Origin of the sequence: Arthrobacter sp. W4I7 (assembly GCF_030816215.1) — a bacterium.
Classification (GTDB): domain Bacteria; phylum Actinomycetota; class Actinomycetes; order Actinomycetales; family Micrococcaceae; genus Arthrobacter; species Arthrobacter siccitolerans_A.
On sequence record NZ_JAUSXU010000001.1, the window covers coordinates 864,303 to 888,914 of the forward strand.

20 protein-coding genes and 3 pseudogenes are annotated in these 24,612 nt (G+C 60.3%); 10 read left to right on the forward strand and 13 right to left on the reverse strand.

Features of this window, described 5'->3' with window-relative positions; all coding sequences use genetic code 11:
- The first annotated feature begins 73 nt into the window (after window positions 1-73).
- The 6 genes and pseudogenes from QF047_RS03990 (at window position 74) to QF047_RS04010 (ending at window position 4,532) form a co-directional block, all read left to right on the forward strand.
- A complete protein-coding gene (locus tag QF047_RS03990) occupies window positions 74-592 on the forward strand; it encodes a hypothetical protein (RefSeq protein WP_307274239.1) in 519 nt (172 codons plus the stop codon).
- Window positions 592-1,911, forward strand: a complete 1,320-nt coding sequence (locus QF047_RS03995) for a hypothetical protein (RefSeq protein WP_307274242.1) — start codon at window positions 592-594, stop codon at window positions 1,909-1,911. Before QF047_RS03990 ends, QF047_RS03995 begins: the two co-directional genes overlap by 1 nt.
- A 283-nt stretch (window positions 1,912-2,194) precedes the next feature.
- A pseudogene (locus tag QF047_RS04000) lies at window positions 2,195-2,344 on the forward strand (amino acid transporter); the annotation flags it as partial.
- Between the two features lie 57 nt (window positions 2,345-2,401).
- Window positions 2,402-2,598 (forward strand): annotated as a pseudogene (locus QF047_RS22310) (transketolase C-terminal domain-containing protein); the annotation flags it as partial.
- 139 nt (window positions 2,599-2,737) lie between these two features.
- The gene (locus QF047_RS04005) at window positions 2,738-3,118 is read left to right on the forward strand and encodes a hypothetical protein (protein WP_307281756.1); all 381 of its coding nucleotides are present in this window, start codon (window positions 2,738-2,740) and stop codon (window positions 3,116-3,118) included.
- A 448-nt stretch (window positions 3,119-3,566) separates the two neighbouring features.
- Window positions 3,567-4,532, forward strand: coding sequence for a plastocyanin/azurin family copper-binding protein (locus tag QF047_RS04010; RefSeq protein ID WP_307274245.1), 966 nt, complete (start codon window positions 3,567-3,569; stop codon window positions 4,530-4,532).
- 79 nt (window positions 4,533-4,611) lie between these two features.
- Here QF047_RS04010 and QF047_RS04015 read toward each other — a convergent pair whose 3' ends face one another.
- The 8 genes from QF047_RS04015 to QF047_RS04050 all read right to left on the reverse strand — a co-directional run bounded on the left by QF047_RS04015 (window position 4,612) and on the right by QF047_RS04050 (window position 13,381).
- Entirely contained in the window at window positions 4,612-6,753 is a 2,142-nt protein-coding gene (locus tag QF047_RS04015; RefSeq protein WP_307274248.1) for an OmpL47-type beta-barrel domain-containing protein, read from the reverse strand.
- Window positions 6,750-7,250 carry a hypothetical protein gene (locus tag QF047_RS04020; protein ID WP_307274250.1) on the reverse strand — a complete coding sequence of 167 codons (501 nt, stop codon included), beginning with the start codon at window positions 7,248-7,250 and terminating at the stop codon, window positions 6,750-6,752. The genes QF047_RS04015 and QF047_RS04020 overlap by 4 nt, the downstream gene beginning before the upstream one ends.
- Window position 7,251: 1 nt before the next feature.
- A complete protein-coding gene (locus QF047_RS04025) occupies window positions 7,252-8,397 on the reverse strand; it encodes a hypothetical protein (RefSeq protein ID WP_307274252.1) in 1,146 nt (381 codons plus the stop codon).
- Between the two features lie 75 nt (window positions 8,398-8,472).
- Window positions 8,473-8,937, reverse strand: a complete 465-nt coding sequence (locus QF047_RS04030) for a hypothetical protein (RefSeq protein ID WP_307274253.1) — start codon at window positions 8,935-8,937, stop codon at window positions 8,473-8,475.
- Between the two features lie 970 nt (window positions 8,938-9,907).
- Window positions 9,908-11,326, reverse strand: a complete 1,419-nt coding sequence (locus QF047_RS04035; protein ID WP_307274255.1) for an O-antigen ligase — start codon at window positions 11,324-11,326, stop codon at window positions 9,908-9,910.
- Between the two features lie 199 nt (window positions 11,327-11,525).
- Window positions 11,526-11,990, reverse strand: a complete 465-nt coding sequence (locus QF047_RS04040) for an Lrp/AsnC family transcriptional regulator (protein WP_306635222.1) — start codon at window positions 11,988-11,990, stop codon at window positions 11,526-11,528.
- 170 nt (window positions 11,991-12,160) lie between these two features.
- Window positions 12,161-12,397, reverse strand: coding sequence for a hypothetical protein (locus tag QF047_RS04045; RefSeq protein WP_307274258.1), 237 nt, complete (start codon window positions 12,395-12,397; stop codon window positions 12,161-12,163).
- Between the two features lie 393 nt (window positions 12,398-12,790).
- Window positions 12,791-13,381: a metalloregulator ArsR/SmtB family transcription factor gene (locus QF047_RS04050; protein ID WP_307274259.1), complete on the reverse strand. Its 591-nt coding sequence runs from the start codon at window positions 13,379-13,381 to the stop codon at window positions 12,791-12,793.
- A gap of 289 nt (window positions 13,382-13,670) precedes the next feature.
- On the opposite strand from QF047_RS04050, the gene QF047_RS04055 reads away from it, so the two are divergent.
- From QF047_RS04055 to QF047_RS04065, 3 genes are read left to right on the forward strand one after another with little or no spacing between them, the layout of a single operon-like run.
- On the forward strand, window positions 13,671-14,927 hold the full coding sequence (locus QF047_RS04055) for a thiamine pyrophosphate-dependent dehydrogenase E1 component subunit alpha (protein ID WP_307274260.1): 1,257 nt from the start codon (window positions 13,671-13,673) through the stop codon (window positions 14,925-14,927).
- Window positions 14,924-16,036 (forward strand): alpha-ketoacid dehydrogenase subunit beta, encoded by a 1,113-nt coding sequence (locus QF047_RS04060; RefSeq protein ID WP_307274262.1) that lies wholly within the window; start codon window positions 14,924-14,926, stop codon window positions 16,034-16,036. Before QF047_RS04055 ends, QF047_RS04060 begins: the two co-directional genes overlap by 4 nt.
- A gap of 2 nt (window positions 16,037-16,038) precedes the next feature.
- On the forward strand, window positions 16,039-17,535 hold the full coding sequence (locus QF047_RS04065) for a dihydrolipoamide acetyltransferase family protein (RefSeq protein ID WP_307274264.1): 1,497 nt from the start codon (window positions 16,039-16,041) through the stop codon (window positions 17,533-17,535).
- Between the two features lie 94 nt (window positions 17,536-17,629).
- Here QF047_RS04065 and QF047_RS22315 read toward each other — a convergent pair whose 3' ends face one another.
- The 4 genes from QF047_RS22315 to wecB all read right to left on the reverse strand — a co-directional run bounded on the left by QF047_RS22315 (window position 17,630) and on the right by wecB (window position 22,175).
- A complete protein-coding gene (locus tag QF047_RS22315) occupies window positions 17,630-18,235 on the reverse strand; it encodes a YdcF family protein (protein WP_373427740.1) in 606 nt (201 codons plus the stop codon).
- 274 nt (window positions 18,236-18,509) lie between these two features.
- Complete coding sequence (locus tag QF047_RS04070; RefSeq protein WP_307274266.1) at window positions 18,510-19,385, reverse strand: glycosyltransferase; 876 nt, start codon at window positions 19,383-19,385, stop codon at window positions 18,510-18,512.
- 430 nt (window positions 19,386-19,815) lie between these two features.
- A complete protein-coding gene (locus QF047_RS04075) occupies window positions 19,816-20,988 on the reverse strand; it encodes a hypothetical protein (RefSeq protein ID WP_307274268.1) in 1,173 nt (390 codons plus the stop codon).
- Between the two features lie 41 nt (window positions 20,989-21,029).
- Window positions 21,030-22,175, reverse strand: a complete 1,146-nt coding sequence (wecB, locus tag QF047_RS04080) for a non-hydrolyzing UDP-N-acetylglucosamine 2-epimerase (protein WP_307274273.1) — start codon at window positions 22,173-22,175, stop codon at window positions 21,030-21,032.
- 336 nt (window positions 22,176-22,511) lie between these two features.
- Between wecB and QF047_RS04085 the strand changes: the two genes are divergently transcribed.
- Window positions 22,512-23,900 carry a polysaccharide biosynthesis tyrosine autokinase gene (locus tag QF047_RS04085; protein WP_307274276.1) on the forward strand — a complete coding sequence of 463 codons (1,389 nt, stop codon included), beginning with the start codon at window positions 22,512-22,514 and terminating at the stop codon, window positions 23,898-23,900.
- 104 nt (window positions 23,901-24,004) lie between these two features.
- On the opposite strand, the pseudogene QF047_RS04090 reads toward QF047_RS04085, so the two are convergent.
- Window positions 24,005-24,312: pseudogene (locus tag QF047_RS04090) on the reverse strand (leucine zipper domain-containing protein); the annotation flags it as partial.
- Between the last annotated feature and the right edge of the window lie 300 nt (window positions 24,313-24,612).

Sequence of the window (24,612 nt, forward strand, 5' to 3'; positions counted from 1 at the left end):
GGGGATCGCGTCCTGATTTGAGTGGTCAAACGGTTTATTAGTCTCCCGTGGGGAGTTCGGGTTGCCATGATCAGTGGGTAGTGATCAGGGATACAGCTATCACTACAGAATTGGCATTGGTCTTATTGGCCTTTCCGCGATTTACACGTCACATCTGCTCGGATACAGTGACCGCATGGGTTTCTGGGGTTTCCTAAGAAAGTCGTACAAAGAGAGCGCTGTGCGCCGACTGTTCGGAGTGGCCCGAAGGGTTACGAACATCGCCGGATTTCTGTCACTGGGCGGCATCAGTGTGGTCCTCTTCAAAGCCAGCGATATGTCCTTGTGGACGTTTTTTGCCGGTCTCGGGATCGCGGTTGCCGCCCTTACCCTGATCATCCTGCGGTGTGCGTACGTTTTGTCGAGCAGTGCCTTTGAAGCGGCCAACAGTAAAGCCGCCAGCGCGCGACGACCTGTAATTCACTTCGGCAATATCGGAATCTCCGAGGTTGGCGGGGACCGTTTTCGCCTGGGCTGCGATAAGGAAGCTGACGTCCAAGTTGATGGCGCCACCCTGAAACGTGCTGGCCGGCACGGAATCAACTGGACCTGATGAACATGTATGCACCCCTTCTTCGCTCTATTCTTTTGCGTGACCGGCAGCGGAAGCTCGCTGAGAGTTCCAAAGGCTATCTCGCTGAACTGGGCCGCGATCGAATTGAGCAAGCGCAGGTCGACAGGTTCAACGCCGTGTGGGCGTACTGTCTGGAAGAGATCCCGTTCTACTCGTCATGGGCTCGGGAGTATGATCTGCCGCCCCGGATCTCCAGTCTTGCTGATCTACGGCAGTTCCCGGCACTGACTAAATCCGTGATAGTTCAGAGGGGTTCTGAAATTTTCCAGAATGGGAGGATTACCAATGCTTACTCAACTGCTGGCACCTCGGGAACTCCGGCCCGTTACCCGTCTGGAGAACACGACGTTCTCGGCTACTACACCACCACCTACACTGGCCGCGGCTGGTGGGGCATCCGTCCATTCGATTCCTACCTCCACATTTGGGGGCACGCGCACCTTTTCGGTGGAAGCGGTATCAAAGGCAAGATCCAGAAAGCCAAACGAAAAGTTCAGGATATTCTGGCGAACGCTACCCGGGTGAGTTCATACGACATGAGTAAGGATGGTCTCCGCAGCGACTACCATGCATTGACACGGAGCAACCCGTCCTACATCGTTGGCGCTACCTCCGCCGTCTTCAAACTGGCGAGGTTCATTGAATCGAACAGTTCATCACTGGCTGGCCTAACCAAGCTGAAATCCGTTGTCGTCACGGCAGAAACCGTAACCCAGGCTGATGTCGATGTGATCTCGCGGGTGTTTGGTGTTCCAGTGGTCATTGAGTACGGCTCCGCTGAGACGGGCGTGATGGCGACGTCCAGGGGTGGCTCCTGGCCCTTGCAAGTGCAGTGGCAGGGCTTCATTCTCTCGGTCGCGGATGACGGGGATGTGTCTGTAACGACCCTCAACGAGCGGCTGTTCCCGCTCATAAATTACTCCATCGGGGACAGGGTGGAGGGCGGTGACATCGTTGACGGGAATGCGCTCACTCTTGGCGCCGTAACCGGCCGGAGCCAGGATGTTGTCACCGTATCCACGTTAGACGGAGAGCACTTGGAGTTGTCCGCCGTCCTGCCGGTTCACCTGCTGAAGTCAGAACCTGGGGTAAGTTCTGTTCAGTTGCGTCAGGAAGCCCCCGGAGTGCTGCGCATCTTCTTGTCTGCCGACAGGCCGTTGCCCCTTCGAGACGTGGCCGAAGCTTTCACTTCCCAGATGAAACGCGAGCACTCCATGTTTGACCCGGTCTCGGTGAGTTTCGAGCAGATCCAAGAGCCCTTGTTGACCAAGGCGGGTAAGCAGGCCCTCTTCGTGTGAAGCCTTGCTTCGGGCGAACTGGAGTTGCGGCTGATTTCATGCAGACGGGTATTCGCCCAGAGCTCAACAGTTGTCTGCCTGGCAGTTTCACTGACCACTGCATCCAACGGCTTCAGCTAAGCGGGGAAATAAGGAGCGGCTCCAGGGGGAACCGCAGAACTTTGTGCTGATCGGTTTCTTTCCTGCAGCCACCGCAGAATGTCGGGACGCGTCGTAATGACCGGGACTTCGGCGCAATAAAGGGTCCCTTTGTCCTCATTTTCAACGCATGTCCAGTATCGCGATGGCGTTGGTCGTGCTGAAGTGGGGCGGGGTTACTTATCTCACGTGGTGGGCACTATGTTCCTTTGCAGCAGCATTTAGACCATCAGCGTTAATTGCACAGGTTCCCCCGTCCAGGGGATCAGTGGTGGTCTCTACCTTGGCCGTGACCTACCTAAACCACAACGTTTACCTTGACACGGTGGTGGTGTTGGGCGGTCTCGCCAACCACGGCTTCGGGTCCGGGTCCGTGTCCGTGTCCTCCGAGATTGTGACCCGGGTGCAGGAGCCTTGCTTCCACTACCGGGCCTCGCCCATCCGCCGGGTCACGGGTTCGATATCCCGTACTCCGCGCCCAAGCTTGAGAAGTACTACCTGTCTGGCGTGGACCAGGTCACTTACGACAGCAGGAACTCAATCCAGTATGGCCCGCACCCTGCGACTGTCGGGAGGGCACGAAGATCCACAGAAGGCCGGATCGTGTGGCGGTACGAACAGTCCCTCCCCGAAGATCTTGTATTGCGCGTCAGCTACCTGGGCGGCGAGATGCGATTATGCTCGGACAATGGCGAAGCGTGATTCTCCGGCGAACCCTATTTCTGCCAGCAAGCTGGGGCTTTGGCAGCAGCGGACGTGGATCTGGATCGTGGCTGCGGGACTGGACGTGTACCTCCTTGGCTTCGTCATCGGGTTACAGCCGGCCGGCCCTCTCTGCGGCAGCCCGTTGCTTCCGAACAGCCGCGCTGCTGAACAGCTTGACCTGGAGCAAGCCGGTATCGGGGCGGCGGCCACGTGCTACCGGAAAATCGATTCCGATTCCCTACCTGTCTGGCTTCTCATGGCCCTGGGAATCGGTCTGGTCTTGACGGGAGTCGTGGTCCGAATAGTCCGTATCCGGCTTTTGGCTGGCTCCGCCGGCGTAGGGAAGGCCAGTCAAGCCGGGTAGCGCGGTTCCTCCCCAGCGTTGCCCAACGCCGTGACCCTGTACGGACGCCGGCCTTCACCCCAGTCCATGGGGTCCACCCAATTTTAGTGTCATGGTAAGCGCAGCAGCCGGCCATCCTGTCGAGGGCACGTTCCCTTTCCGGTTGCTCTGGACAACGGCGGGGTGAGCGCGCATTCTGATAACTGCGTCCTCTCTTCCGTGCATTCCGTCCACTGCACCACTGCGAAGGCGCTTGGAATCATAATCCAGTCATGCGCGGCACCGCTTGCGGTGCATGTCCGGCCCGGCAGCCCTGAAACTTTTGGGGCTTGAGGGTCGCAGCATGGACAGCCGGGGATCCTTGCTCCCAGAAAGGGTGACCAGTTTGCAGCCCTCCCAAGGGAGGCGGACCGGCCACGCCGAGGCCGGCCTTGACAGGCTGAGCATCGTTCCAAGAGAGAGCATTTCGATGCAACACAGTCAGGGAATCCGTTTGAGATTCCACAAAATTCCGTTCATTTTTGGGGCCGCTATTGCCCTTGCCCTGTCAGTGGCATGGGCCGGGCCTGCAGGGGCTTCCTCATCGGGCCCGCGGACCTGGACAGTCCAGGTAGGTTCTGAATCCTGGGACCAGGAAATCCAGGGCATGGCTTTCCTCCCCTCTGACATCACGGTCAACAAAGGGGACAGCATCAACTGGAAGGCGAACGCCGCCGAGATCCACACGGTGACGTTCCTGGCCGCCGGCCAGTCCCTGGAGCCCTTCAACCCGGCTAACCCAGACCAGCTGTTCAAGCGAGGCGGTGGCCAATACGACGGTCATTCGTATTACAACTCGGGCATCCTGTCGAACGTGGAAGTTCCAGGGTTCCCCTCCGAGAAGAGCTACAAGTTGAAGTTTCAGCACGAGGGTGACTTCACCTACTACTGCGTGGTTCACGGCATGGCCATGAAGGGCACAGTTCACGTCCAGGAACGAGGGTCTGCGTACCCGCATTCCCAGCGGGACTACGACCGCTCGTCAGCGGCCCAGGAGGAAGCCATTCTTAAGGATGGAATGAAACTTGACGACGAACTGGCCAGGCATGCGAGCAACCACAAGGTCTTCACCGGTGACGACGATGGCATCGCCATGGTCATGCGCTTCGTCCGGCCGACGGTGACAGTGCATGTGGGCGATACGGTCCATTTCATCAACCCTGGAATGGAAGCACCGCATACGGTCACTTTCGGCAATGAACCGGCGGACGTTTTCGCCCCAATCGGTGATCCCCGCCATTACAGCGGCGGTGACCTCAGTTCCGGAATCATCCCCGCGGACGCAGGCCCGCATTCCACATTCGACGTCACGTTCACCGCGACGGGAACCTTCAAGTACATCTGCGCACTCCACGATTACATGGGCATGGTGGGTAAGGTGGTCGTCGTCGACTGACGTCACGCCCTCCGGGGCTTGTGACTGAACAGCGAAACGGCTCCCCGATGACATGATCATCGGGGAGCCGTTGACTGTGTTATCCCAAACCGGAGGCAGCGTCCTTGAAGGAGACAGTTTTTATGGTGTTGCCTGCCATATCGGTCAGGGTCTGCGTGGGGTAATACGTCGGCTGTCCAGCGGTGACCCCTGCAAGGAGAGTGCCCGCCCCTGAGCTGCCGTTGGGTGCATTGCCCAATTTGATGATGAGCGCATTGTTGGTCAGGTCCCAGGAGAGACTTGATTGAGTTCCATTGGCTCCGAAGGAGGCATTCGCACCTGTCAGGTAATTGCCGCCCAGGGAGACCGTGCCGATACTGCAACCGCTGAAGGAGAAGCTCAGCGTGTCGTCATCCCCGCTATCAGAAATCGTCGCCGTGCCCGCTAACTGGGATGCGGTCCAGCCGGAGCAGATTTTAGTCAGATCCATGCGTTCCGAGAACGATAGAGTAACTGTGTCACCGCTGTCAGCGGAGGGCTGCCTGGCATTCTTCGAGCCGTCGTTGGTCAACTTGACTCCGATTACAGTGGGCGGGGTGTCCTTGTTGACAGTGGCACTCGCAGTGGCGATGTTGCCAGCCGTGTCGCTGGTGGTGGCCGTGACCGTGACCGTAACGATGGGAATAATTGCGGAGGTGTCCCTGATGCTGGACAGGTTCAGTCCGCTGGCCGTCCACGTCGAGCCGGATGCCGAAGCCGGGACGCTGTTCGGCGTAGGCATGACCGAATCCTTTACCGTCAGACTTACGGTCGTGCCGGAATCGGTGGTGCCGCTGATCGAGTAGTTACCAACATTGCTCGAGTCGATGCTGGTCAGCGGATTGAGCTTGAGGCTTGGCGCCACGGTGTCCTTGGTGTCTGAAGCTGTAACGGTGGTGCTGGTATTACCTGCCGCGTCCTTGACCGTCACGCTATAGGTGATGGTTCCCTCCGTGAGTGTAGTGAGGTTGAGGTTCAGCGACCAACCCAAGTTAATAACGGTCGCTATGCCTGTCACCGGAAGGGCAGTACCACCGTCCATGGCCGAAACGTCAACGGATCCTCCAGCCTCGGCAGTGCCTGAGACGGAAACCGTCGCCACGTTGCTTGTATAAACGTAGGCTGGCACCAGCAGTGCTTGAGCGGCTGCGGGGGCCACCGTGTCTTTAGTGTTCGTAGCTGTCCGCGCCGTGCCGGTATTGCCCGCGGCGTCCGTGGCGGTGGCCCTGTAAGTGACGGTTCCCTGGTCCAGGTCTTTCAGGTTCAGGGTTGCGGACCAGATTCCCGTGCTTGAGGCAGTGACGGAAACGGGCACGGAATGGGCGGCACCCGCATCGCTTGCAGTGAAAGTGATCTTGGCGCCTGCTTCCGAGGTGCCCTCGATGGTGACTCCGGTGACGTTGCCGGAATAGACGTAGGCAGGGACCTTGGTGAAAACAGGGGCTGTCGGAGCTGCGGTGTCGATTTTTACCGTCTGGCTCTGGGCAGCCCCGGCGTTCCCTGCGTTGTCCGTGGCGAAGTAGGACACCGTGTGCGTTCCGTCGCCGCTGACCGGGACTGTGGCGACGGCGCCGCTCACAGTCTGCATCGCGCCGCCGTCGACCGCGTAGGTGATGGAGGCGACGCCGGAGCCGGCGGCACCGTCGTCGGCCGTGACGGTCAAGGTGGCGGGGCTGGTGTTGTTCCACCCGGCGGCGTTGGGGGTTGGAGAGACTGACTGCACGGTAGCCACCGGGGCTACCGAGTCGGTGCTGATGCCGGTGCTGCGCGGGCTTTCCGCACCGCTCCAGAGGGAGATGGTTGGGGTGATCGTGTAGTACCAGGTGCCACCGGGCACATTCTGTTCAGTACAGGTGAGCGTGGCGACGGTCCCGAGGCAGCCGCCGGTGGCCGCAGTTCCCGTGCCGCCGGTGTCGGCCGAATACCTGGTGACCGTGTACCCGGTGGCCGGATGCCCGTTGACAGTGGTCCCGCCGGCCCAGGTCACAGACACGGCAGTGCCGTTTGCGGTGACGTCGGGTTTTGATCCCGGCGACAACGTGTCGGCCGCAGTAGCCGCGTTGCTGCTGCTGGTGATGGAGGCCCAAAAACCGTAGGCCGCGGTGGCAGTGCCGAGCAGGAGCAGGAGCGCGGTGACGATCCACGCGAGCCTCACCGAGGGGAGGTGGAAGCCCAGCGGCATCTTCCGGATGGCGAGGCTCATTTGCGCACCTCCGCCGTGACGGGGAGGTGGAAGGTAGCGCCCTGGCAGGCTGCGAGCGAGGTGGTATCCATGGCGGCCGATCCGGGAAGGGTGAGCAGGGTGGACGAGTTCGCCGCGACGAACATCGCCGGGGACAGCGGCGCAGAGGTTCCGGTGAAGGTGACTCCGGTGGTGGTGCAGCCCGGGTGCGCCGTGTCAGCTGTGGCAGGGCCATTGGGGGAGATGCTGTAGACCTGCACCGCATAGGGGTTGGGGTTGGTGAGGTGGAGGACGACGGCGGCAGTCCCGCCCGGGACAAGCGTCGCCTGCGGGCTGTCCCGGGCAACGAGCGCGTCCACGGTGATGGCCTGCATGGTGCCGGCGGCGGCGGATCCGCTGCCAATGCCCGCACTGCTCCAATAGGCGTAGGCGGTACCGGCCCCTGCGGCAATCAGGGTTCCGGCGAGGGCGGCTGCCTTAAGGCCGCGGCTGGCGCGGGCCGTCCTGGTGGTGGTCATCTCAGTTCCCCTGTCCTGATCCTGAGTAGGTGAGCTGGAGGGTTGCGCCTTTGCAGCCGTCCTGGTTGGCGGAGGTGTCCAGCATGGCCACCTGCGGCAAGGCAGAGGATGCGATCCCGAGCCCGGAAAGCGAACTGGGGCCGGTAGTACTGGTAGGTACTGCCAGCGGGTAAGGGCCGCTGTACTGCGTGACCCTGAAGTCCGCCGCGGTGCAGGACAGGTTCCTCGCGACGGCGTCCGCGCTCCGGGTCACCCCCGCCACGGCGACGGAGATGTTGGTCAGGGACAGCGACTTGTTGTTGGGGTTTTGGATCTGCAGGTCCAGTCCGGCGGATGACCCGGGGGAGAGCGATCCGGGGACATTCCCTGACAGGGCGAACTGCTTGATGGTGGAGTCAAGGACGAGCTGGACGTTTGCGTAGGCGTACTGCGACTTGCCGGCCGAGTCTTTCCCGGTGCCCACCAGGTACAGGCTGTAGCTTCCCTTCGGGGAAGCGGCCGCGGTTGTGACCTGCAGTGTTGTGGAGTTGCCGGCAACGGGGTTGGGCGAGAACGACGCTGCGGCGTCGGCGGGAAGCCCGCCCAGGACACTGAAGCTGACCGGGCTGGAGAAGTTGTTGCGGGTCAGCTGTAGCGTATAGACGGCGGTGGCACCCGGCGGGACGGCGAGGGAATCCGGCGTGGCGACGATTGAGAAGGCTGTGGACATCTTGTTGTTGACGGTGAGGCCCGCGGCGACGCTGCCGGAAACCTTGCCGCTGGTGCCCGTGATGGTCAGGGTATTCGTGCCCGCCGGCGTGTTCGCGGCGGTAGTGACGTTCAGGTTCGCCGTTGCCGTGGACCCGGAGCCCAGGGTCACTGAAGACTGCGAGAACGTGCCGATTGCGCTGGCGGGGAGCCCGGCAAGGGACAGATTCACCGGGCCGCTAAAGCCGCCGGTGGACGTAAGAGACACTGTGTAGGCAGCCCCCTGGCCCTGCTGGACGGACTGGCTGGCCGGGGACACCTGGACGGTGATCCCGGGTTTGGGGTTCTGGGCCGCGGCGAACAAAGCGCCCGCGCTCGCCAGCATCACGGCGAGGCTGATCAGCCCCACCTTAATGGCGGTCCGCAAACGATGCTGCGGGTGTCCGTCCTTGTTGCGCACCGCGTGCCCCTTTCCATTTGGTGCAAATGACTACAAGCCGGGACGGGTTTTCGCCCGTCCCGGCCCGCTGCTGGCTTACTTGCTGCTGACGTGCACCGTGACGATGGCGCCCTTGCAGGGGTTTTGGTTGGTGCCCGGGAGGTCGGAGAGGGTCAGCGTTCCGGTACCTGCCAGTTGAACGCCGATTGCATTTCCGCCCACGGTGTTGGTGTCAGATGGCACCGTGGCCGTGAACCAGGAACCAAGGCAATCATCCACGTTGGTAGTGACCGTTGTCGCAGCATCGAGGGTCACCAACGCGCTACCGGTGTTGGGGTTGTCCGCCGTGTAATTGATGGTTTTCGCGCCCTTAACGCCGGGGGTGATCCCGTCAGTGAAGTTGGCGTGGATAACAACAGCTTTGTCAGTACCTGCCGTGGCCTGCCCGTCACCGGCACCCGTGGTGCTCCAGTAGGCGTAGGCTGCGCCGCCGCCGACGGCGACGAGTGCTATAGACGCGGCAGCAGCGGCGATCTTGTTCTTCTTGGTCATCTGGCGCATGGAAAGACTCCTTGAGTGTGTGATTGAGAACCCGTTCCCCCATGAGCGGCCCCATCCAGGCGCCATTCGGTGGATCGATGACCCAATATTTTCGCTTCCAGGCCGCCGCAACAACACGTAGCGGTACCCGAAAACGCTGGCAGCTACGCAGGGTAGTACTTGGTTTCGGGCGCTACTACTCGCAACCGGCGCCAGTACTCGGATTTGTCCACGGGTGTGCCTTGGCCCCTGGATAAAGGCCGCCTCACCCTAAACAGGTAGTGCCTCGAAGGCAGATTGGCCGCATAAGCCGGGACGTGGCCTGCGCCCGGCAAAACTTCTGGTCCGCTTACCTAAACCTGGTCATGAACCTCGTGCTGCACGAACCTTGACCTAATCTGCGGGCGATTCTTCACGGGTTCCTGGGTCTTCGGGCGTAGTTTGAGGACTTCCAGGCAGTACAGGGCAGTACGGAGGGAGCAGGAAATGACTGTCACCGAATACGTGGTAGCTCTTGGCGGCATGCTGGGATCTCTTGGTGCCGTAGGCCTTCTGGCCACAGGGCTTATCAAGTCAAGGGCACGCCGCTAAGAAACTACCGAATCCACCATCTGAATCTGGTGCCGGGCCGGAGCATGTAATTCTCGGCCGTGATGCCGGACTTTTTGGCAACCTTGATTGGAAGATGAATTGTCAGTGTGAGGCGCATTACAGACAGGGGATGTGGGTTCGTCCGCCGGCTGCATCTGGTCGCGGGGTCCGGCGCCAAAAGGGGCCCTCAGCACCCTGCACGGGCTCGCACGCCACGGCGACGAGGACCCGGCGGCGACGCGTTTGCGCTGATCAGGGAGAAATACGAGGCGTCCTCCCGGGTTGGGGGGTATGCGATCGGTTATCTCATGGCCGGGTCTGTGGTGAACTGATCGTCGTGCTGCACTGCCGCCGCCTTGCGGGACTGCGGTCTGGTAACACCCGGCATCGCCGTTGGCGTTTACCCGCCGTTGGCTGGACCCTCGAGTCGAGGCGCTCGTGGTGGCTCCCCGTGGTTAACCGCCAACGCGCTCAAATGTTGGTGTTTACCGGGCCTGGGCTTATAACTTGCCAGGCCTCCGGCAACTGCGAACCAAACGATGTACGGGTACGCTTGGCCTGTTCCGAACATGGCGGATTCGGTCACTTGGACGATCAGGCCAGCGGCTATCACCCCAGCAAGCCCGGCACCCATCCCTCGGGAGCTTCCACGGAAGGCGAGGACGACCATAGTGAAGGTGAGGTATGCCAGTGGCAGAAGGCTTATGAATCCAAGTTCGAGGAGGGATTGGAGGTAGCTGTTGTGTACAGACGTGCGGCTGAACTCGAAGTCCGATGCCCCCTGTAGCGACTCGAAGAGCGATCGACCGGCCTGCCAGCCGTATCCGATCGGCTGTTCTATCACAAGACGGATGGCGGCTTCCCAAGCGGTTCCGCGGGTGTTGAGAATGTCCCCACCTTCGATTTTCCCGAATCGGTCGAGCGCGGTGCCCAGCGGGTTCAAATTGCTGACAAGGGCAATACCTGCGGTCAGACCCAATACATACAGAGCTCTGGCGATTGTCTTTGCCCCTGATCGCAGGACCACCCACAACATCGCTGCGGCGGCAGCAATGATTGCCGTTCGGGACTCTGCCATGAACGTCGTAACGACGGCGGGCAAGACGCTGACAAATCGGAATACAGTAGGCCGCTCGCGGAAATGCCCCCACCCTAGTGGGATGGTGATTGCCGAAAGGAGTGCGAGCATGTTCGGGTTATTGAACAAGCCCTGAAACCGACCCACCGTATCTTCGGACCCGCCGAACGCTCTCGTTTCGGGGATCCCCAGGAAGGGAGCGGCGATACAGGCAATGAAAGCCCCGGTAAGGACGTAGAACCCCACCTTGAGGTCCTTCAACATCCGGTCCCGATCCGTCCAGCGCCTCGTGGACAACACATGTATGAGACTGACAAGCATCACTAAGGCGACTACTTGCAAGCCAGATCGGATCCGGTCAACGGACCACAAGACGGAGGCGGCGGCGAGCGCGACCGTCAACCAAAGCGCGCCGAGTGCACGCTGATGTAACTTTCCGCTAATGACTGGCGCGATCCCCCGTGTCGTTAACCATGTGACTGCGAGTAACGCAGCAGCAGCGGCGTAACGTCCGTACTCAGCAACGGTCACCAGAGGTGCGATGGTGGATGTTGCGCCCATCATCAGAACCAGCGTTAAGCCATATGCTCGCTGCCACCAGTCAGTTCTTGCCAGGACCGCGAGTAGACCTGCAGCGCAGATCACCAGGGCAGCTATCAACGGCTGCATAGCGACGGCTGCTCCGGCAATAGCAACGACGACGGTTGCACCCACGTAAAGCATCACCGATCGCTTTTCCATGTCGTAATCCTAGTGCGTCTGCACCTGCCCGTCTCGGGGCCGGGCAGGTATCTTCGGCGGACACCTCCGAAGCAGGAGCGGTGGTCGTAATGGTCCCCCACCGCCGCGTACCAGATGGTCAGCACGGTGACGAAGGATTCGTTGACATTGTTCCGGCATGTATGTCGATTGCACGCTTCCAGGGAGGAAGTAACCTCTCCTACCGGGTATCGACGTCTTCAAAAACCAGGAACGTCTGGGTATCAAGAACGCCGGGCATGGACTGCAGCTGGTCGAAGATGACCCGCCGCAGGTCGATGTTGTCCACGGCGCGGACTAGCAGGATCACGTCGAAGTCGCCGCCCACCAGCGCCACGTGATGCACCTCCGGAATGGCCCCGAGCTGGTCACGCAGTTCGCGCCAGGCGTCCTGCTTGAGCTTCAGGGTCACGTAGGCGGACGACCGGAGCCCGGCCTTGATCGGATCGACGAGCGCTGTGAATTTGGACAGCACGCCCTCGCTCGTAAGCCTGCCGATGCGGGTGTACGCGTGCGCCCGGGAAATATGGACGTTCTCCGCCACCTGCGTGACGGACATGCGGCCGTCCCGGGTCAGCTCGGAGATAATGCTGCGGTCTATGTCGTCCAGCGGGACGGGTTCCGTCCCGCCGTCCCTGGTTGCCATTCCTGCCCACGGCCCCTGTCAGTAATGTGGGTCACGCTTACGATTCGTCTCTCAGTGTAGGCAGAATCGGACAGCTTCTCCACGATGCAACCAGGTGCCGGATACAAAACCTTCTGCAGGCGGCCTGTAGGAAGGGGTATTGGCAAAAGTCAGGAATTTCCGCCCAGAAATTAGGACTGCCGGGCCTCGTACAGGTCCGCTGTGCTGCGGATGAAGTCCGAATCGCTGCGGGAGAGGAGGACTTCACCGTGCTGGTCCTGCTTGAACTCGGCTCCGGTGGACTTGATGATCGCGGCCACCACGGTCCGGGGAAGGATCCTGCACCCTGGATTATCGATCAGCCATTGCTGCGTGTCTGGCTCGAGCCGGTCCCACAGCTTTTCAATGCCCATTGCAGATACTCCCACCGTTTGTCATTCCTGTATGTGAAATGCCGCCTCGGCCCTGCAGACGGGTAGCCCCTTGGCAGTCCCGTCTCCCGAAGGAATGTCTGATCCCTCGGGACAGTCAAGGGCGGAGGGGACCACGCTGTCCCCTCCGCGTCTATCCCCGCACCGTGAGCCCCCAATAAAGGGATACCCCAGGCACATGGTGCGGTGCCTTCCTCTGAGACCAGTGAGGAGAAAACTTCCAACTATTGACGAAAAGACGTTTTGGTCAATCCCTCACCAACGAGTGTGATCCCGACCATGGGGAGAGGTCAAGGCATCTGCCAAAACAAATGGACTATTACACGCCGGCAGGCCGGACGGCATGGATTTCCCCGGTCAACGGGCAGCGCCGGGGTAGGCGCGCCAAGGTCAGCTGCGCCGTTCCTGTTCCTTGCGGAGTTCGTCGCGGGCGGCTTCCAGGAGGGTGATCCTACTGCTGCGGGCCGTGCTGAGGAGCTGCCCGGATGCCTCTTCCGGGCTGCAGCCGGTTCGTGCAGCTATTGCCTGGCACGCGTCCGCGATGACCGAACGGGATTCCAGCGATGCTTCCAGTGCGAAGAACTGCCCGTCTGAGAGGGCCGGGAAGGGCTGTTCCTCCCGCGCCGTGCGCAGGGAGCTCACAGCGGCAGCCGTCCGTGCCTGAAGTACGGACCGGGCAGCGGCCAGCAGTTCTGTGGCCTGCGGGTATGCCAGCCGGTACACCAGCCGCCCGCCTGTCCACTCGCACTGAATCAGGTGCTGCCCGCGCATCTGATTAAGGTGCCGGGACAGGTGCGTAGCCTTCACCCCCGTACCCTCGCACAGCTCGGGAATGGAGGACTCGCCCTGGGAGAGCAGCTCCAGGATGTGCGCCCGGACCGGATGCGCTACGGCTTTGAACAACTCTGCAGCGGCGGACATGGGCGGTCCGGCGCGGACAGCATCAACTGCCTCGCCTGCCAGGGTCTGATGGCTCTCCATGACCGCCTCCTTCCGCCCCCGCTCTCCTTGGCCTTTGAACGCCATTATCCTCCGCCATCCGGTCCGCCGACCCGGAAACATGGCGCGGAAATCAGGGTATGGCCCCCGTCAAGGTTGCATCGTTGCCAGATCGTCCACAGCCCGTGTCAGTAATGTGGCTCACACTTACAATTCGTCTTTCGGTTCGAGCAAATTTGAACAGCTTCTCCACGATTCATCACGGTGCTGGATACGAAACCTCCCACAGGCAGATACTGGGACTGAATAGTGGCAACAAAAGGACGGAACAATGACGATCTCCGCAGACCACGCAGCACGGGACCAGGTCAGCAAGGCACCCGCCGGGGACGCCCTCTCCGAAGCTGCCAAAAAGTTCGGCATCACCGCCGAGGATTACATGCTCCCGGCCCGGCACCAGATTCAGATGGTGGATCCGGACGGCCGGCTCATTTCCGAGCGCGAGCAGGGCACGGAACCCGGCCACGAGTACCCTTTGCCCGGCGATGACGAACTGCTGACAGCGTACGAGCAGCTCGTCGTCGGCCGCCGCGTCAACGACCAGAACTCGGCGCTCGTCCGGCAGGGCCGCATGGCCGTGTACCCGTCCAGCCATGGCCAGGAAGCCTGCCAGGTGGCGGCCGCGTTGTGCCTGTCCGACGGCGACTGGATGTTCCCCACCTACCGTGACGCCGTCGCCGTGATGACGCGTGGCGTGGACCCCGTGGAGGTGATGACCATCTTCCGTGGTGACTGGCACGGCGGGTTCGATCCCCTCAAGCACAAGGTGGGCATCCAGTGCACGCCGCTGACCACGCAGCTGCTGCACGGCGTCGGCGTAGCCCACGCGGCCAAGCTCCGCGGCGAGGACACCGTGGTGCTGGCCATGTGCGGTGACGGCGCCACCAGCGAAGGCGACTTCCACGAAGCCCTGAACTTCGCCGCCGTCTTCCACCTGCCCGTCATCTTCTTCGTCCAAAACAACAAGTACGCCATCTCGGTGCCGCTGGCACACCAGTCCGTGGCGCCGTCGCTCGCCCACAAGGCCGTGGGCTACGGCATGGCAGGCGAACGCGTGGACGGCAACGACGTCGTCGCTCTTCTCGCGGTCCTGGACCGGGCCGTGAAACTGGCCAGGGAAGGCTCCGGCCCCCTGCTGGTGGAGGCCAACACCTACCGGATGCAGGCCCATACCAACGCCGACGACGACACGCGCTACCGGGAGAACAGCGAGGTTGCCGAGTGGCGGGCCAAGGATCCGATCAACCGGATGCGGACCTACCTGACGGGCCGCGGCCTGCTGGACGAGCCGACCGAGGCGCGGATCCTTTCTCACGCTGAAGCGGTGGCCGCCCAGTTGCGCGAAGGGCTCAGCGAGGACGTGCCGGTGGATCCGCAGGAGCTCTTCCGCCACGTGTTCTCCGTGCCCACACCGCAGTTGAAAGAACAGTCCGCCATGCTCGCCGACGAACTCGCCCGCGACGCAGCAGCCGCATCATCCCAGAACCCCGGATCCCAGAATTCATCAGCACAGGAGGCCGGCAAGTGAGCCCCACCATCACCACATCATCCGAGGCCAACGGCAACGTCAGCGCCGCCACCGCCCGGGCAGCCGCCTCCGCCGCCGCCTCCGCTGAGGCTGCGGGGCCGCAGCAGGTCACCATGGCCAAGGCGCTCAACACTGCACTGGCCGACGCGATGCACGCGGATTCCTCCGTCCTGGTGTTCGGCGAGGACGTGGGGACGCTGGGCGGGGTGTTCCGCGTTACCGACGGGCTCACCAGGACGTTCGGGGAGCAACGCTGCTTTGACACCCCGCTGGCCGAGTCCGGCATCGTAGGCATGGCCGTGGGGATGGCCATCAACGGGATGCGCCCGGTGATCGAGATGCAGTTCGACGCGTTCGCCTACCCGGCGTTCGAGCAGATCATCAGCCACGTGGCCAAGATGCACAACCGGACCCGCGGTGCCGTGAAGCTGCCCATGGTGATCCGGGTGCCGTACGGCGGCGGCATCGGGGGAGTGGAGCACCACTGCGACTCCTCCGAGTCCTACTACGCCCACACCGCCGGGCTGAAGGTGTTCACCCCGGCTGCCGTGGCGGACGGGTACCGGATGCTGCGTGAGGCCATCGACTCGGACGATCCTGTGGTGTTTATGGAGCCGAAGAAGCTCTACTGGTCCAAGGACCTGGTGGATTTGTCTGCGCTGCGGTCCTCTTATGTGGAAAGCACGACGGCGGGCCTTGCCACCGAGGGGCGGGCCGCCGTCGCCCGTCCCGGCACGGACGCGACGTTGATCGCCTACGGGCCGTCCGTGCCTACTGCCCTTGCTGCCGCCGAGGCGGCCGCGCTGGAGGGGCGCTCGCTGGAAGTCATCGACGTGCGGACCATTGTGCCGTTCGACGACGCGACGGTGTGCGAGTCGGTGCGGAAGACCGGCCGGGCCGTGGTGATCGCCGAAGCCCACGGGTTCGCCTCCGTGTCCTCGGAGATCGTGGCCCGGGTGCAGGAGCGCTGCTTCCACCACCTGGCCGCCCCTATCCGCCGTGTGACCGGGTTCGACATCCCGTATCCGGCGCCCAAGCTTGAGAAGTACTATCTGCCCGGCGTGGACCGCATCCTCGACGCCGTTGACGACCTTCAGTGGGAGAACTGACCATGAGTGAAACCCGTGTGTTTTTGTTGCCGGACCTGGGCGAGGGCCTCACCGAAGCCGAGCTGGTGTCGTGGCACGTTTCCGTGGGGGACTCGATCTCCGTGGACCAGCCCATCGCCGAGGTGGAAACCGCGAAGTCCACGGTTGAGGTGCCGTCGCCGTATGCCGGGATTGTTGCGGAGCTGCACGGTCGGCCGGGCGAGACCCTGGACGTGGGCAAGCCTTTGATCTCGGTGGTTGAGCCTGTTTCGTCGGTTGAGCCTGTCGAAACCAAGCCTGTCGAAACCTCCGAACCGGAAACCGAGCCGGTCGAGACCGAACTCGGTGACCCGTTGGTTGAGCCTCTCGAAACCAAGCCTGTCGAAACCAAAGAAGCCGAGACGTACCGCGAGGAAGAAAAGGCCGGGTCCGGCAACGTGCTGATCGGTTATGGCACCCCGGGCGGCCATGGCGTCGCCCGGCGGACGCGTGCGCGGAAGGAATCGGTGGCGGTAGTTGAGCCTGAGGTTTCGACAAGCTCAACCACTGAGGACGACCTCACTCTCCTGCGCACCCGTGTGCCCGGCAAGCTGGGCGCGGTGATTTCCCCTCTGGTCCGTCGGATGGCCCGGGAGCACGGCGTCGACCTCGGCGAGCTCCCCGGTTCCGGCGAGGGAGGCCTGATCATGCGCAAGGACGTAGAGGCCGCCATCCTCCCCCAAACCTTGCAAGCTCGGCCAGGGAACCCTGCGGTCGTGGCCCCAACTCCAAGTAACAACGTCGAGGCGCCGGAGGGTGGCGTGGATGCCCGCACCGGCCTGATCATCTCCTCCCGCACACCCGTCAAGGGAGTGCGCAAGGCCGTCGCCGCGAACATGGCGCGCAGCCGCTCCGAGATCCCCGAGGCAACAGTTTGGGTGGATGTCGATGCCACTGCCCTCGTCGAGCTTCGCCAGGAACTCAAAGCAGGGGGTTCGGCGCCGGGTCTGCTCGCGTTCATTGCCCGCTTTGTCACCGCCGGGCTCAGGAAGTATCCGGAGCTGAACACGCGGATCGAAACCGCGTCCGACGGGTCGCAGGAGATTGTCTCGTTCGACGGGATCAATCTCGGCATCGCCGCCCAGACGGACCGTGGGCTGGTCGTGCCCTCTGTCCGGTCGGCGGAGAAGCTGACGGCCCGGGAACTGGACGCGGAAATCCGCCGGCTGACCGACGTCGCGCGCCAGGGTAAAGGGACCCCCACCCAACTGGGCAGCGGCACGTTTACTCTGAACAACTACGGGGTGTTCGGCGTGGATGGCTCCGCGGCGATCATCAACCACCCCGAGGTGGCCATCCTCGGCGTCGGCCGGATCATCGACAAGCCTTGGGTAGTGAACGGCGAGCTGGCGGTCCGCAAGGTTACCGAGCTGACCCTCACGTTCGACCACCGCATCTGCGATGGGGGCGTCGCCGCCGGCTTCCTCCGCCTCGTGGCAGATGCCATCGAAAACCCCACCTCGCTCCTGGCTGACATTTGACCAGTCCCACTGAGTGGAGGGTACGACGGCGGCCGGGCACCGCCGTCGTACGGTGTGCAATAGCGACGCTGGCGCCTGCGGTTCCGGTCCTGGCTTAACAACGCCAATCAACGGCTGCTTTGACGAATGCGGCGCTTTCATAGGCGTAACGGTAGGCCCAACCGGCAAGAGACCGTTCATTTCGAACAGCTAACATGTACAACTGGTTAGAGTAGCACCGCTCGATGAGGGTCCTGGAGCGGGCAACGTGAAAGTCGTCTGTCACCACGGTGATACTTTGCCACACGTGTTGGTCGCTCAACCTCTTGATAGCTTTGGCTTCGCCTTGGGTGGTCACTGGGTCCGGACTGAAACAGATGACCTCATAGGAGCGGTTCGCGCTGCAGATGCCTGCCGACGTCTTGTCACCCCCTTGCTGAGGCACCGAGACAACAAGCGTTGTGGCGTAGCCCTGGGACATGAGCATTTCTGCGTACTCCAAACGACCAGTGGAAAGGGAAGGCGCCAAGACTACAATGGCATCCGATCGCTGAGTAGGGTCCACTGCTGGAACAACGAAGAGGAATATTCCGCCGACAACCCACGCCGTTAGTAGAAGAAAGCAGCAGGCGATTGCATCGATCACCTTCCGGATACAGTGACGCTGGACATCGTGCCTGCCCCCTCGCTGAGGGTTCTTCGATGCCCCTGTGGACTCCATGTTCTCTAGGATAGATCTATAAAGCGGTCGATCGGTTTGTGCCTTCGCATCAGATTAGGGAAAGCCGCCGCCGCCGTTGTTGGCTGTGGCCCTAAAAGCCGTGCTGTCCTCCGGCAACAACTGGCACGGCACTGCACCATTCCCAGTAGGGATTGAGACGGTGGGCGGCTATCCTGCCGCACTTGGCATGCCTGAGTCCGGTGATGGTTCTTCCGCGGATCTTTTCAGCGCTCGTTGCAACGGTATGTTCTCATTCAAGCCGCGCTGCAATGTGCTATGCCGAGATAAGCTTTTCTAGCAGTGTAAAGAAGTGTGGTTCCGACGAGTTGGATTTCCATGCATTGTATGCCTTCCCCGCCTTGAAACGCCTTTCGAGCCGCTCTTGGTGCGTCAGTCGGGCGTAGCATTCAATCATCCGTGCCCATCCGTCTGGTGTGTTGTCCGCAACTACTTGGCCCCCACCTGACGCAAGAATTTCGCTCCATGGCGTTACATCGGCGCACAGAACTGGACAGCTAACCGACAGCGCTTCAGCAATTACGTGACCAAAATTCTCACCTTCCGTAGGGAACAAAAAGACATCATAGTCAGCCAGGGTCGTACGTATATCGTCGGGATTTCTCGGTCCAAGGAAGTTGATCGTAACGGACGACGGTACTGTGACCGCAGCAGCGCTGCACTGGTCAAAATAGTCTTTGTCCTCAGCCGGTCCTATGACGTCCAGCACTAGAGGCTCGCTAACGCTCTGTAAACCCCGTAAGAGAGTGAGGAGCCCCTTTTTGGGCGAAAGGCGAGAGAGGAATACCGCTTTCAGGACTCCAGGATGAACTTGCGCTCTCGGCCTGTCAGCAATAGGAGGAAGCAGCGTATCGTTTTCCCGCACGACGATTTCGGCATCATCGCCTGCTGCAGCACGAATGTTATCCGCTTCAAGTGTGGACGACGCATGCCATAGCACCCTCGAGCGAAGTCCTAACAACTTGAATAGGCGTATGTATGTTTGCTTCTTTACGGCTTTGATTTTCAAAGCGCCAGCGCTGAACTCTCCTCTCGGTGCAATAACAAAAATGCGCGGCTGGAGAATCCTCATGAGGAAGAGCATCTGCGGAAAAATCGAGTATTTTGGATCAAAAAAGCTGTTGACGTACACGACATCAGGGCACCAGGTCATAACTTCACGCACACCTCGGACTAGCGAAGCGCGCGACCGGGTGTTGCAGTAAAAAACCCTCGCCCCTTCATGCTTTACCCATCGGTCGCTCGGGACGCCCATTGACTCGGTGCGGCCAAGGTCCCTGTCTCCGGTCAAGACAGCTGCGTCGACAGTGGAAGGCGCTGCTCGGAGCATTGCGACCAACGATCGGATTGGACCGCCGCCCAAAAAAGCCGGCGAAAAGAACGAAGTAAAGATAGCTATTTTCACGAGAACTCTCACATTCGGAATCCAAACCTATGTATTTAATCGCATCACCTCTTACAGCCGTTTCATAAGCACGGGAGGCGCGACGTTATAAAATCTAACGAATATTGCAGCGCGGTAATGCGGGTGGGACACTACGCCTCTCTATCGGCACTAAAAGTCACCTCGATTTCCTGTGTAACTGAAGCAGAGATAGCCATAATGTAGAAGTGTTTGCAATCGTAACGAATAAGAATGCGGTGGCGGCTCCCAGCGCCCCTCCGAGGGCAGCTCCAGACAGAACCATTGGAATACGGGTAAACGCAGTGACGGTAGTGATAGTCGCAAGTCGCCCGGCTGCCCAGATGCTCCTGTGGGCGGCGTGAGGGGCGCATCCCAAAGCCACGAAGACCGAATCAACGGCCACAACAACCAGCAGGGGGGACGAGTTTTCCCATGCAGTCCCCAGAAGCAGGCCGCCGAAGTTGTAGCCCAAGAGGACCAAGCCGGCTACTACAGCAAGGTTCGCCCACGTGATCCCTGCCGCACTCCTTATTACCGCTCTCATTGACACTGCACCTTTTTCCGGCGCTGTGCGGGAAAAAGATGTGATGAGCAAAGGCTCCAGTGTAGTCGTGATGAGGTTAGCGGGACCGACGATGGTGCTGGCGCCGCGCATCGACCCGACAAGTATGGGTCCACCCACGCCTGCCAAAAGAAATGTCAGTACGTGCACGGAGCCTGAGCCTAAAAGAGACTGAAGGCCGAAGCCCAGACTAGCTCTAAGCTCGACCTGGCTTCCCGACCAGGAGGGGGCTAGCTTGAAAACTTGTATGAACGAAACCAGGTAGCCAAGTGCAGCACCACAGCCAGCCCAAATGGCGATCAAGCCGACAGGCTCTATGTGTCCCATGAATGCTAAGGCGGAGGCAATCATGAATACTGTGAATAAAATCAAGTCTTGGGCAATAGCAATTTTTCCGTCACCTAAACTCAGATTCAGAGTTTTTGAATAGTCGTAAAGACAAATTCCATGAACCGCGAATCCCATGGCGATCATGTAAGGGTAGTCAAATATGAGGCCCACCAAGAGAACCGGTACCGCCAAGACCAGACCCATCAATGAGATTCTTCTAGCAGTATCTCTGATCCTCCTTGCGCTGGGGAGTGTTGCGCTGAGCGTGTTCGCTCCTGCATCTCTGACTATGAGTTGTATAAGAAGATATGCTGCAAAGGCGACGCCGAACCGGCCCAGATCATCACTACCGCCTAACCGCGCGATTACGACGGATAAGAGAAGGCTCATAATACTGAACAGTCCGTTTGATACGAGCGCTTTGACAACCCGCATCATTTCTCTTCCCGCCAGTCGCGCGAGAAAGTGTTCACAACAGTCTACAGAGTTGCACGGATTGCGGCCCGCATCGCATGGCTGTGGACAGTCGAACGAATGAAATTAACTGTCCTGCGTGAGGTGTCCCGTATCTGATACTCCCCTGGAGGCGAAGAGAATCCATCTTCTTCAACCTGCTGCAAAGTCATTTGAACCGAATCGAGAATTGCCGCAGCACCCGGGCCGGTCGTAATAATTCCGCCTGCGTCCATAGACTCAGGTCGTTCAGTTGAGTCGCGTAGAGTCACGGCAGGGAATCCAAGAATTAAGGACTCTTCGCTTATGGTTCCGCTGTCGGAAAGGACAAGCTTTGCCGATTGCTGCAACTTGACATAATCATTGAAGCCGAATGGAGGATGAAAATGTAGGCCGTTCTTGAGTTCTGGGGGCTGCGAGGCAAGCCTCTGTCGAGTACGCGGATGAGTTGAGATCAACACTGGAAGATTATAGGTGTCCGCCAGCCTGTTCAGCGCGTGCAGAATGTCGCCTAAACGATCGTGACTGTCCACGTTCTCTTCCCGATGGAGGCTAACGAGGAAATATTCCTGAGGGCGGAGACGCTCGCGCTCAAGTACGTTGCTGGCATTGATGGCCGACCTGTTTGCATCGAGCACCTCCCGCATTGGAGAACCAGTCAAGAGAATGCGGGACGGATGTATGCCCTCGTCCAGCAGGTTTCGACGAGCATGCTCCGTGTAGACGAGATTGTAGTCCGCTACATGGTCAATCAATCGCCGGTTGACTTCCTCGGGGACGTTTTCGTCAAAACACCTGTTACCCGCCTCCATGTGATAGACGGGCACCCTCATTCGCCGCGCCATCACAGCTGAAATTGAACTGTTGGTGTCTCCGAGCACGAGCATGGCATCTGGTTTTTCCCGGAGCAGGATCCTCTCAATAGAAGAAAGAATGGATCCGAGCACCGTGCCGAGCGATGTTGTGTCGGCCGCAAGAAAGTGATCTGGTTTACGGAGGCCTAGGTCCTCGAAAAAAATCTCATTGAGCTCGTAATCATAGTTTTGACCCGTGTGGACCAACACATGGTTGACATAGTTGTCAAGTCGCTTGATTGTAGCGGCGAGCCTGATGATCTCAGGACGCGTTCCAACAACCGTCATGATTTTTAGCTTGCCTGGTGAGGCCTCCATACGTTCTCCGCAAAGTTTCCGGGGCCGCCGCAACGAACATTACGTATGCCGAAACCGATGTGCTTTCGAGCCAGTGCTTGAAGTGCTGTCAACTTGTTAGCTGGCTACCAGTAAACCACGTAGACGCTTGGCGACCGGGTTCGTGTCCCGGGGATTTTCGGGTCATCGTGAGATCTCGTACCGCACTCTCAGCTGGCTTCGACTCACTAATCACCGGCCTATGATGTGTGGTCGATCTCGCATCCGCGTGTTTTAATCTAGGCCAGTGCGCAATCGTTTGAGGATTGATTGAGGATATGCTGCTGCGGTAGCGGAAGATGCTGGTGGATTATGGAATTGGAAGACTACGCCCGTGTCCTGCGCCAGCGGTGGGTGGCCATTCTTTCCCTCACTATCACCGGGCTGATAGTGGCCGCTGCCTTCACTTGGTTGCAGACCCCTCAATTTCGAGCGAGTAGCCAACTATTCGTTACCGTACAGCCAGGATCTTCAGCGGCCGATGCGTCCGAAGGCATCGTTTACGCGGAGAAACGAGTTTCGTCGTACGTAAGCTTGGCAACGAGCCCACGGGTGCTCCAAGGCGTTAGCCAGGAGCTGGGCCTGAACGGGGGAGTACAAGCGCTGACAACCCGGGTTACGGCGTCCTCTCCGCCGCAGACCGCTGTCATTGACATAAGTGCTACTGACCCTAATCCCCAGCAAGCGGCCAAACTCGCGAATTCCACCGCCAAGCAACTCATAACGGCAGTAGACGACATCGAAGACGTTGACTTTGTGCGTCTGCGCGTTATCGAGGAAGCGTTAGTCCCCAGCACCCCGTATTCGCCCTCTGTGCCCCTCAATATCGCCCTTGGTGTGCTTTTCGGACTCATCGTGGGGATCGGATATGCGTATCTTCGCGAGATACTTGATACCCGTGTTCGTAGCCGGACTGACGTCGAGCGAATCGTCAAGGCAGCAGTTCTCGGGACCTTCAAGGCAGATGCGAGCGTGAAGAGTGAACCTGCGGTAATACCGGGGGAGCGATTTGGCCAGCGTGCAGAAAGCTTCCGGCAACTGCGGACACATTTGCACTTTACCAACCTTGACGGCGGTGCACAGACAGTGGTCGTGTCGTCTTCTATCCCGGGGGAGGGTCGGACATTCATAGCCACTAACCTTGCGATCATGCTGGCCGAAAACGGAACCAAGGTGCTGCTTGTGGACGCTGACCTCCGGAGGCCAAAGGTTGCACGATATCTCGGGCTTGACGGTTCCGTCGGACTGACAAACGTGCTCTCGCATACCGATGCAGTTGAGGACGTCATCCAAAAATGGGGCCCAGAAGGAGGGCTGCACGTCCTCGCCTCCGGCAGTGCTGCGTCGAACCCCAGCAAGCTCGTGGGTTCGCCTGACATGCAGAAGCTTATTGCTCGGTTCGAAACCGACTACGAAGTCGTCGTTATTGCTGCGCCGCCACTCCTGCCCGTCTCGGACTCGGCGGTGTTAGGTTCCATGGCCAGTGGGGTAGTTCTTGTGATCGGGGCTGACGGCAGGACAACCAGTGCAGACATTTCTGAGGCCATTTCGAACCTGACGGCGGTGAACGCCAGGTTGCTGGGCGTAGTACTAAATAAGGTCGACAAAGGGTCCCGTAGCCATGCGAATTACGAGGACGTCCCCCGACGCCGAGGACTCAGGAAAGCGTGGACGAAGCAAGTTTCAAAAACGGCTGTTTCTACATAAGTGACGCACGTCCGAAGGCCCGCGCGGCTGCGTCTTCAATGAGGTGTGTTCCCAGTAGTCGCGAGTCGCATCGAAGTAAGTCCCGATTTGAATCAGTAGCTTGATTCCAGCCAGTACAGCCGGGCCAGCCTGAACCTGGGCAGGACCCGGTGCAGCGACGGTTGACTTTGATCGCGATGATCCGCCGCTCCCGCCGGGCGGGCGTCCGCTGGGGGGACCTGACGGGCCGGCTGGAACGGTCCTCCATCCCGTCCTCACCCTGGGTCCGGTAACGGCCGGCCCAGCGGGCCGCTGTCGTCACCGACACCTGGAACCGTTCAGCCGCCCTGTGAAGGGACCACCCGTCCTCGACCACGCACCGGGCCAGCCGGAGCCTGCCCTTCGGCGTCAGGAGCGCGTTAGCATGGGACATTGAAGACCTCCTTGTGGATCGGACTCTTAGACAAGCCCCACTCCACTCGGAGGTCTTCTTCTTGTCACCTATCCACGCCGAGCGTTCCTAACGTCCGTGGACAATACATCTAGCTATCAGGTTCCAATGCTGACGTCTCTCTAATTGAATAGCGTCACAACAGACACAGCGGGCATTTCATTTTGCCAGTGCAGGTAGTGGCCGGTTATAAAATCGAGTAGGTCTTACTGTGGTTTGATCTCACCGCCGGATGTAGCGTCTCATCATCAGTTCCGTCAGGAGACGGGGCCTCGTCGTCAC

Coding starts and splice junctions, on each gene's coding strand:
- QF047_RS04020 (WP_307274250.1), bottom strand. CDS start 7,250: ATGACCACCACCAGGACGGCCCGCGCCAGCCGCGGCCTTAAGGCAGCC.
- QF047_RS04035 (WP_307274255.1), bottom strand. CDS start 11,326: ATGGAAAAGCGATCGGTGATGCTTTACGTGGGTGCAACCGTCGTCGTT.
- QF047_RS04005 (WP_307281756.1), top strand. CDS start 2,738: ATGGCGAAGCGTGATTCTCCGGCGAACCCTATTTCTGCCAGCAAGCTG.
- QF047_RS04055 (WP_307274260.1), top strand. CDS start 13,671: ATGACGATCTCCGCAGACCACGCAGCACGGGACCAGGTCAGCAAGGCA.
- wecB (WP_307274273.1), bottom strand. CDS start 22,175: ATGGAGGCCTCACCAGGCAAGCTAAAAATCATGACGGTTGTTGGAACG.
- QF047_RS04050 (WP_307274259.1), bottom strand. CDS start 13,381: ATGGAGAGCCATCAGACCCTGGCAGGCGAGGCAGTTGATGCTGTCCGC.
- QF047_RS03995 (WP_307274242.1), top strand. CDS start 592: ATGAACATGTATGCACCCCTTCTTCGCTCTATTCTTTTGCGTGACCGG.
- QF047_RS04075 (WP_307274268.1), bottom strand. CDS start 20,988: ATGATGCGGGTTGTCAAAGCGCTCGTATCAAACGGACTGTTCAGTATT.
- QF047_RS22315 (WP_373427740.1), bottom strand. CDS start 18,235: ATGGAGTCCACAGGGGCATCGAAGAACCCTCAGCGAGGGGGCAGGCAC.
- QF047_RS04015 (WP_307274248.1), bottom strand. CDS start 6,753: ATGAGCCTCGCCATCCGGAAGATGCCGCTGGGCTTCCACCTCCCCTCG.
- QF047_RS04040 (WP_306635222.1), bottom strand. CDS start 11,990: ATGGCAACCAGGGACGGCGGGACGGAACCCGTCCCGCTGGACGACATA.
- QF047_RS04010 (WP_307274245.1), top strand. CDS start 3,567: ATGCAACACAGTCAGGGAATCCGTTTGAGATTCCACAAAATTCCGTTC.
- QF047_RS04065 (WP_307274264.1), top strand. CDS start 16,039: ATGAGTGAAACCCGTGTGTTTTTGTTGCCGGACCTGGGCGAGGGCCTC.
- QF047_RS04030 (WP_307274253.1), bottom strand. CDS start 8,937: ATGCGCCAGATGACCAAGAAGAACAAGATCGCCGCTGCTGCCGCGTCT.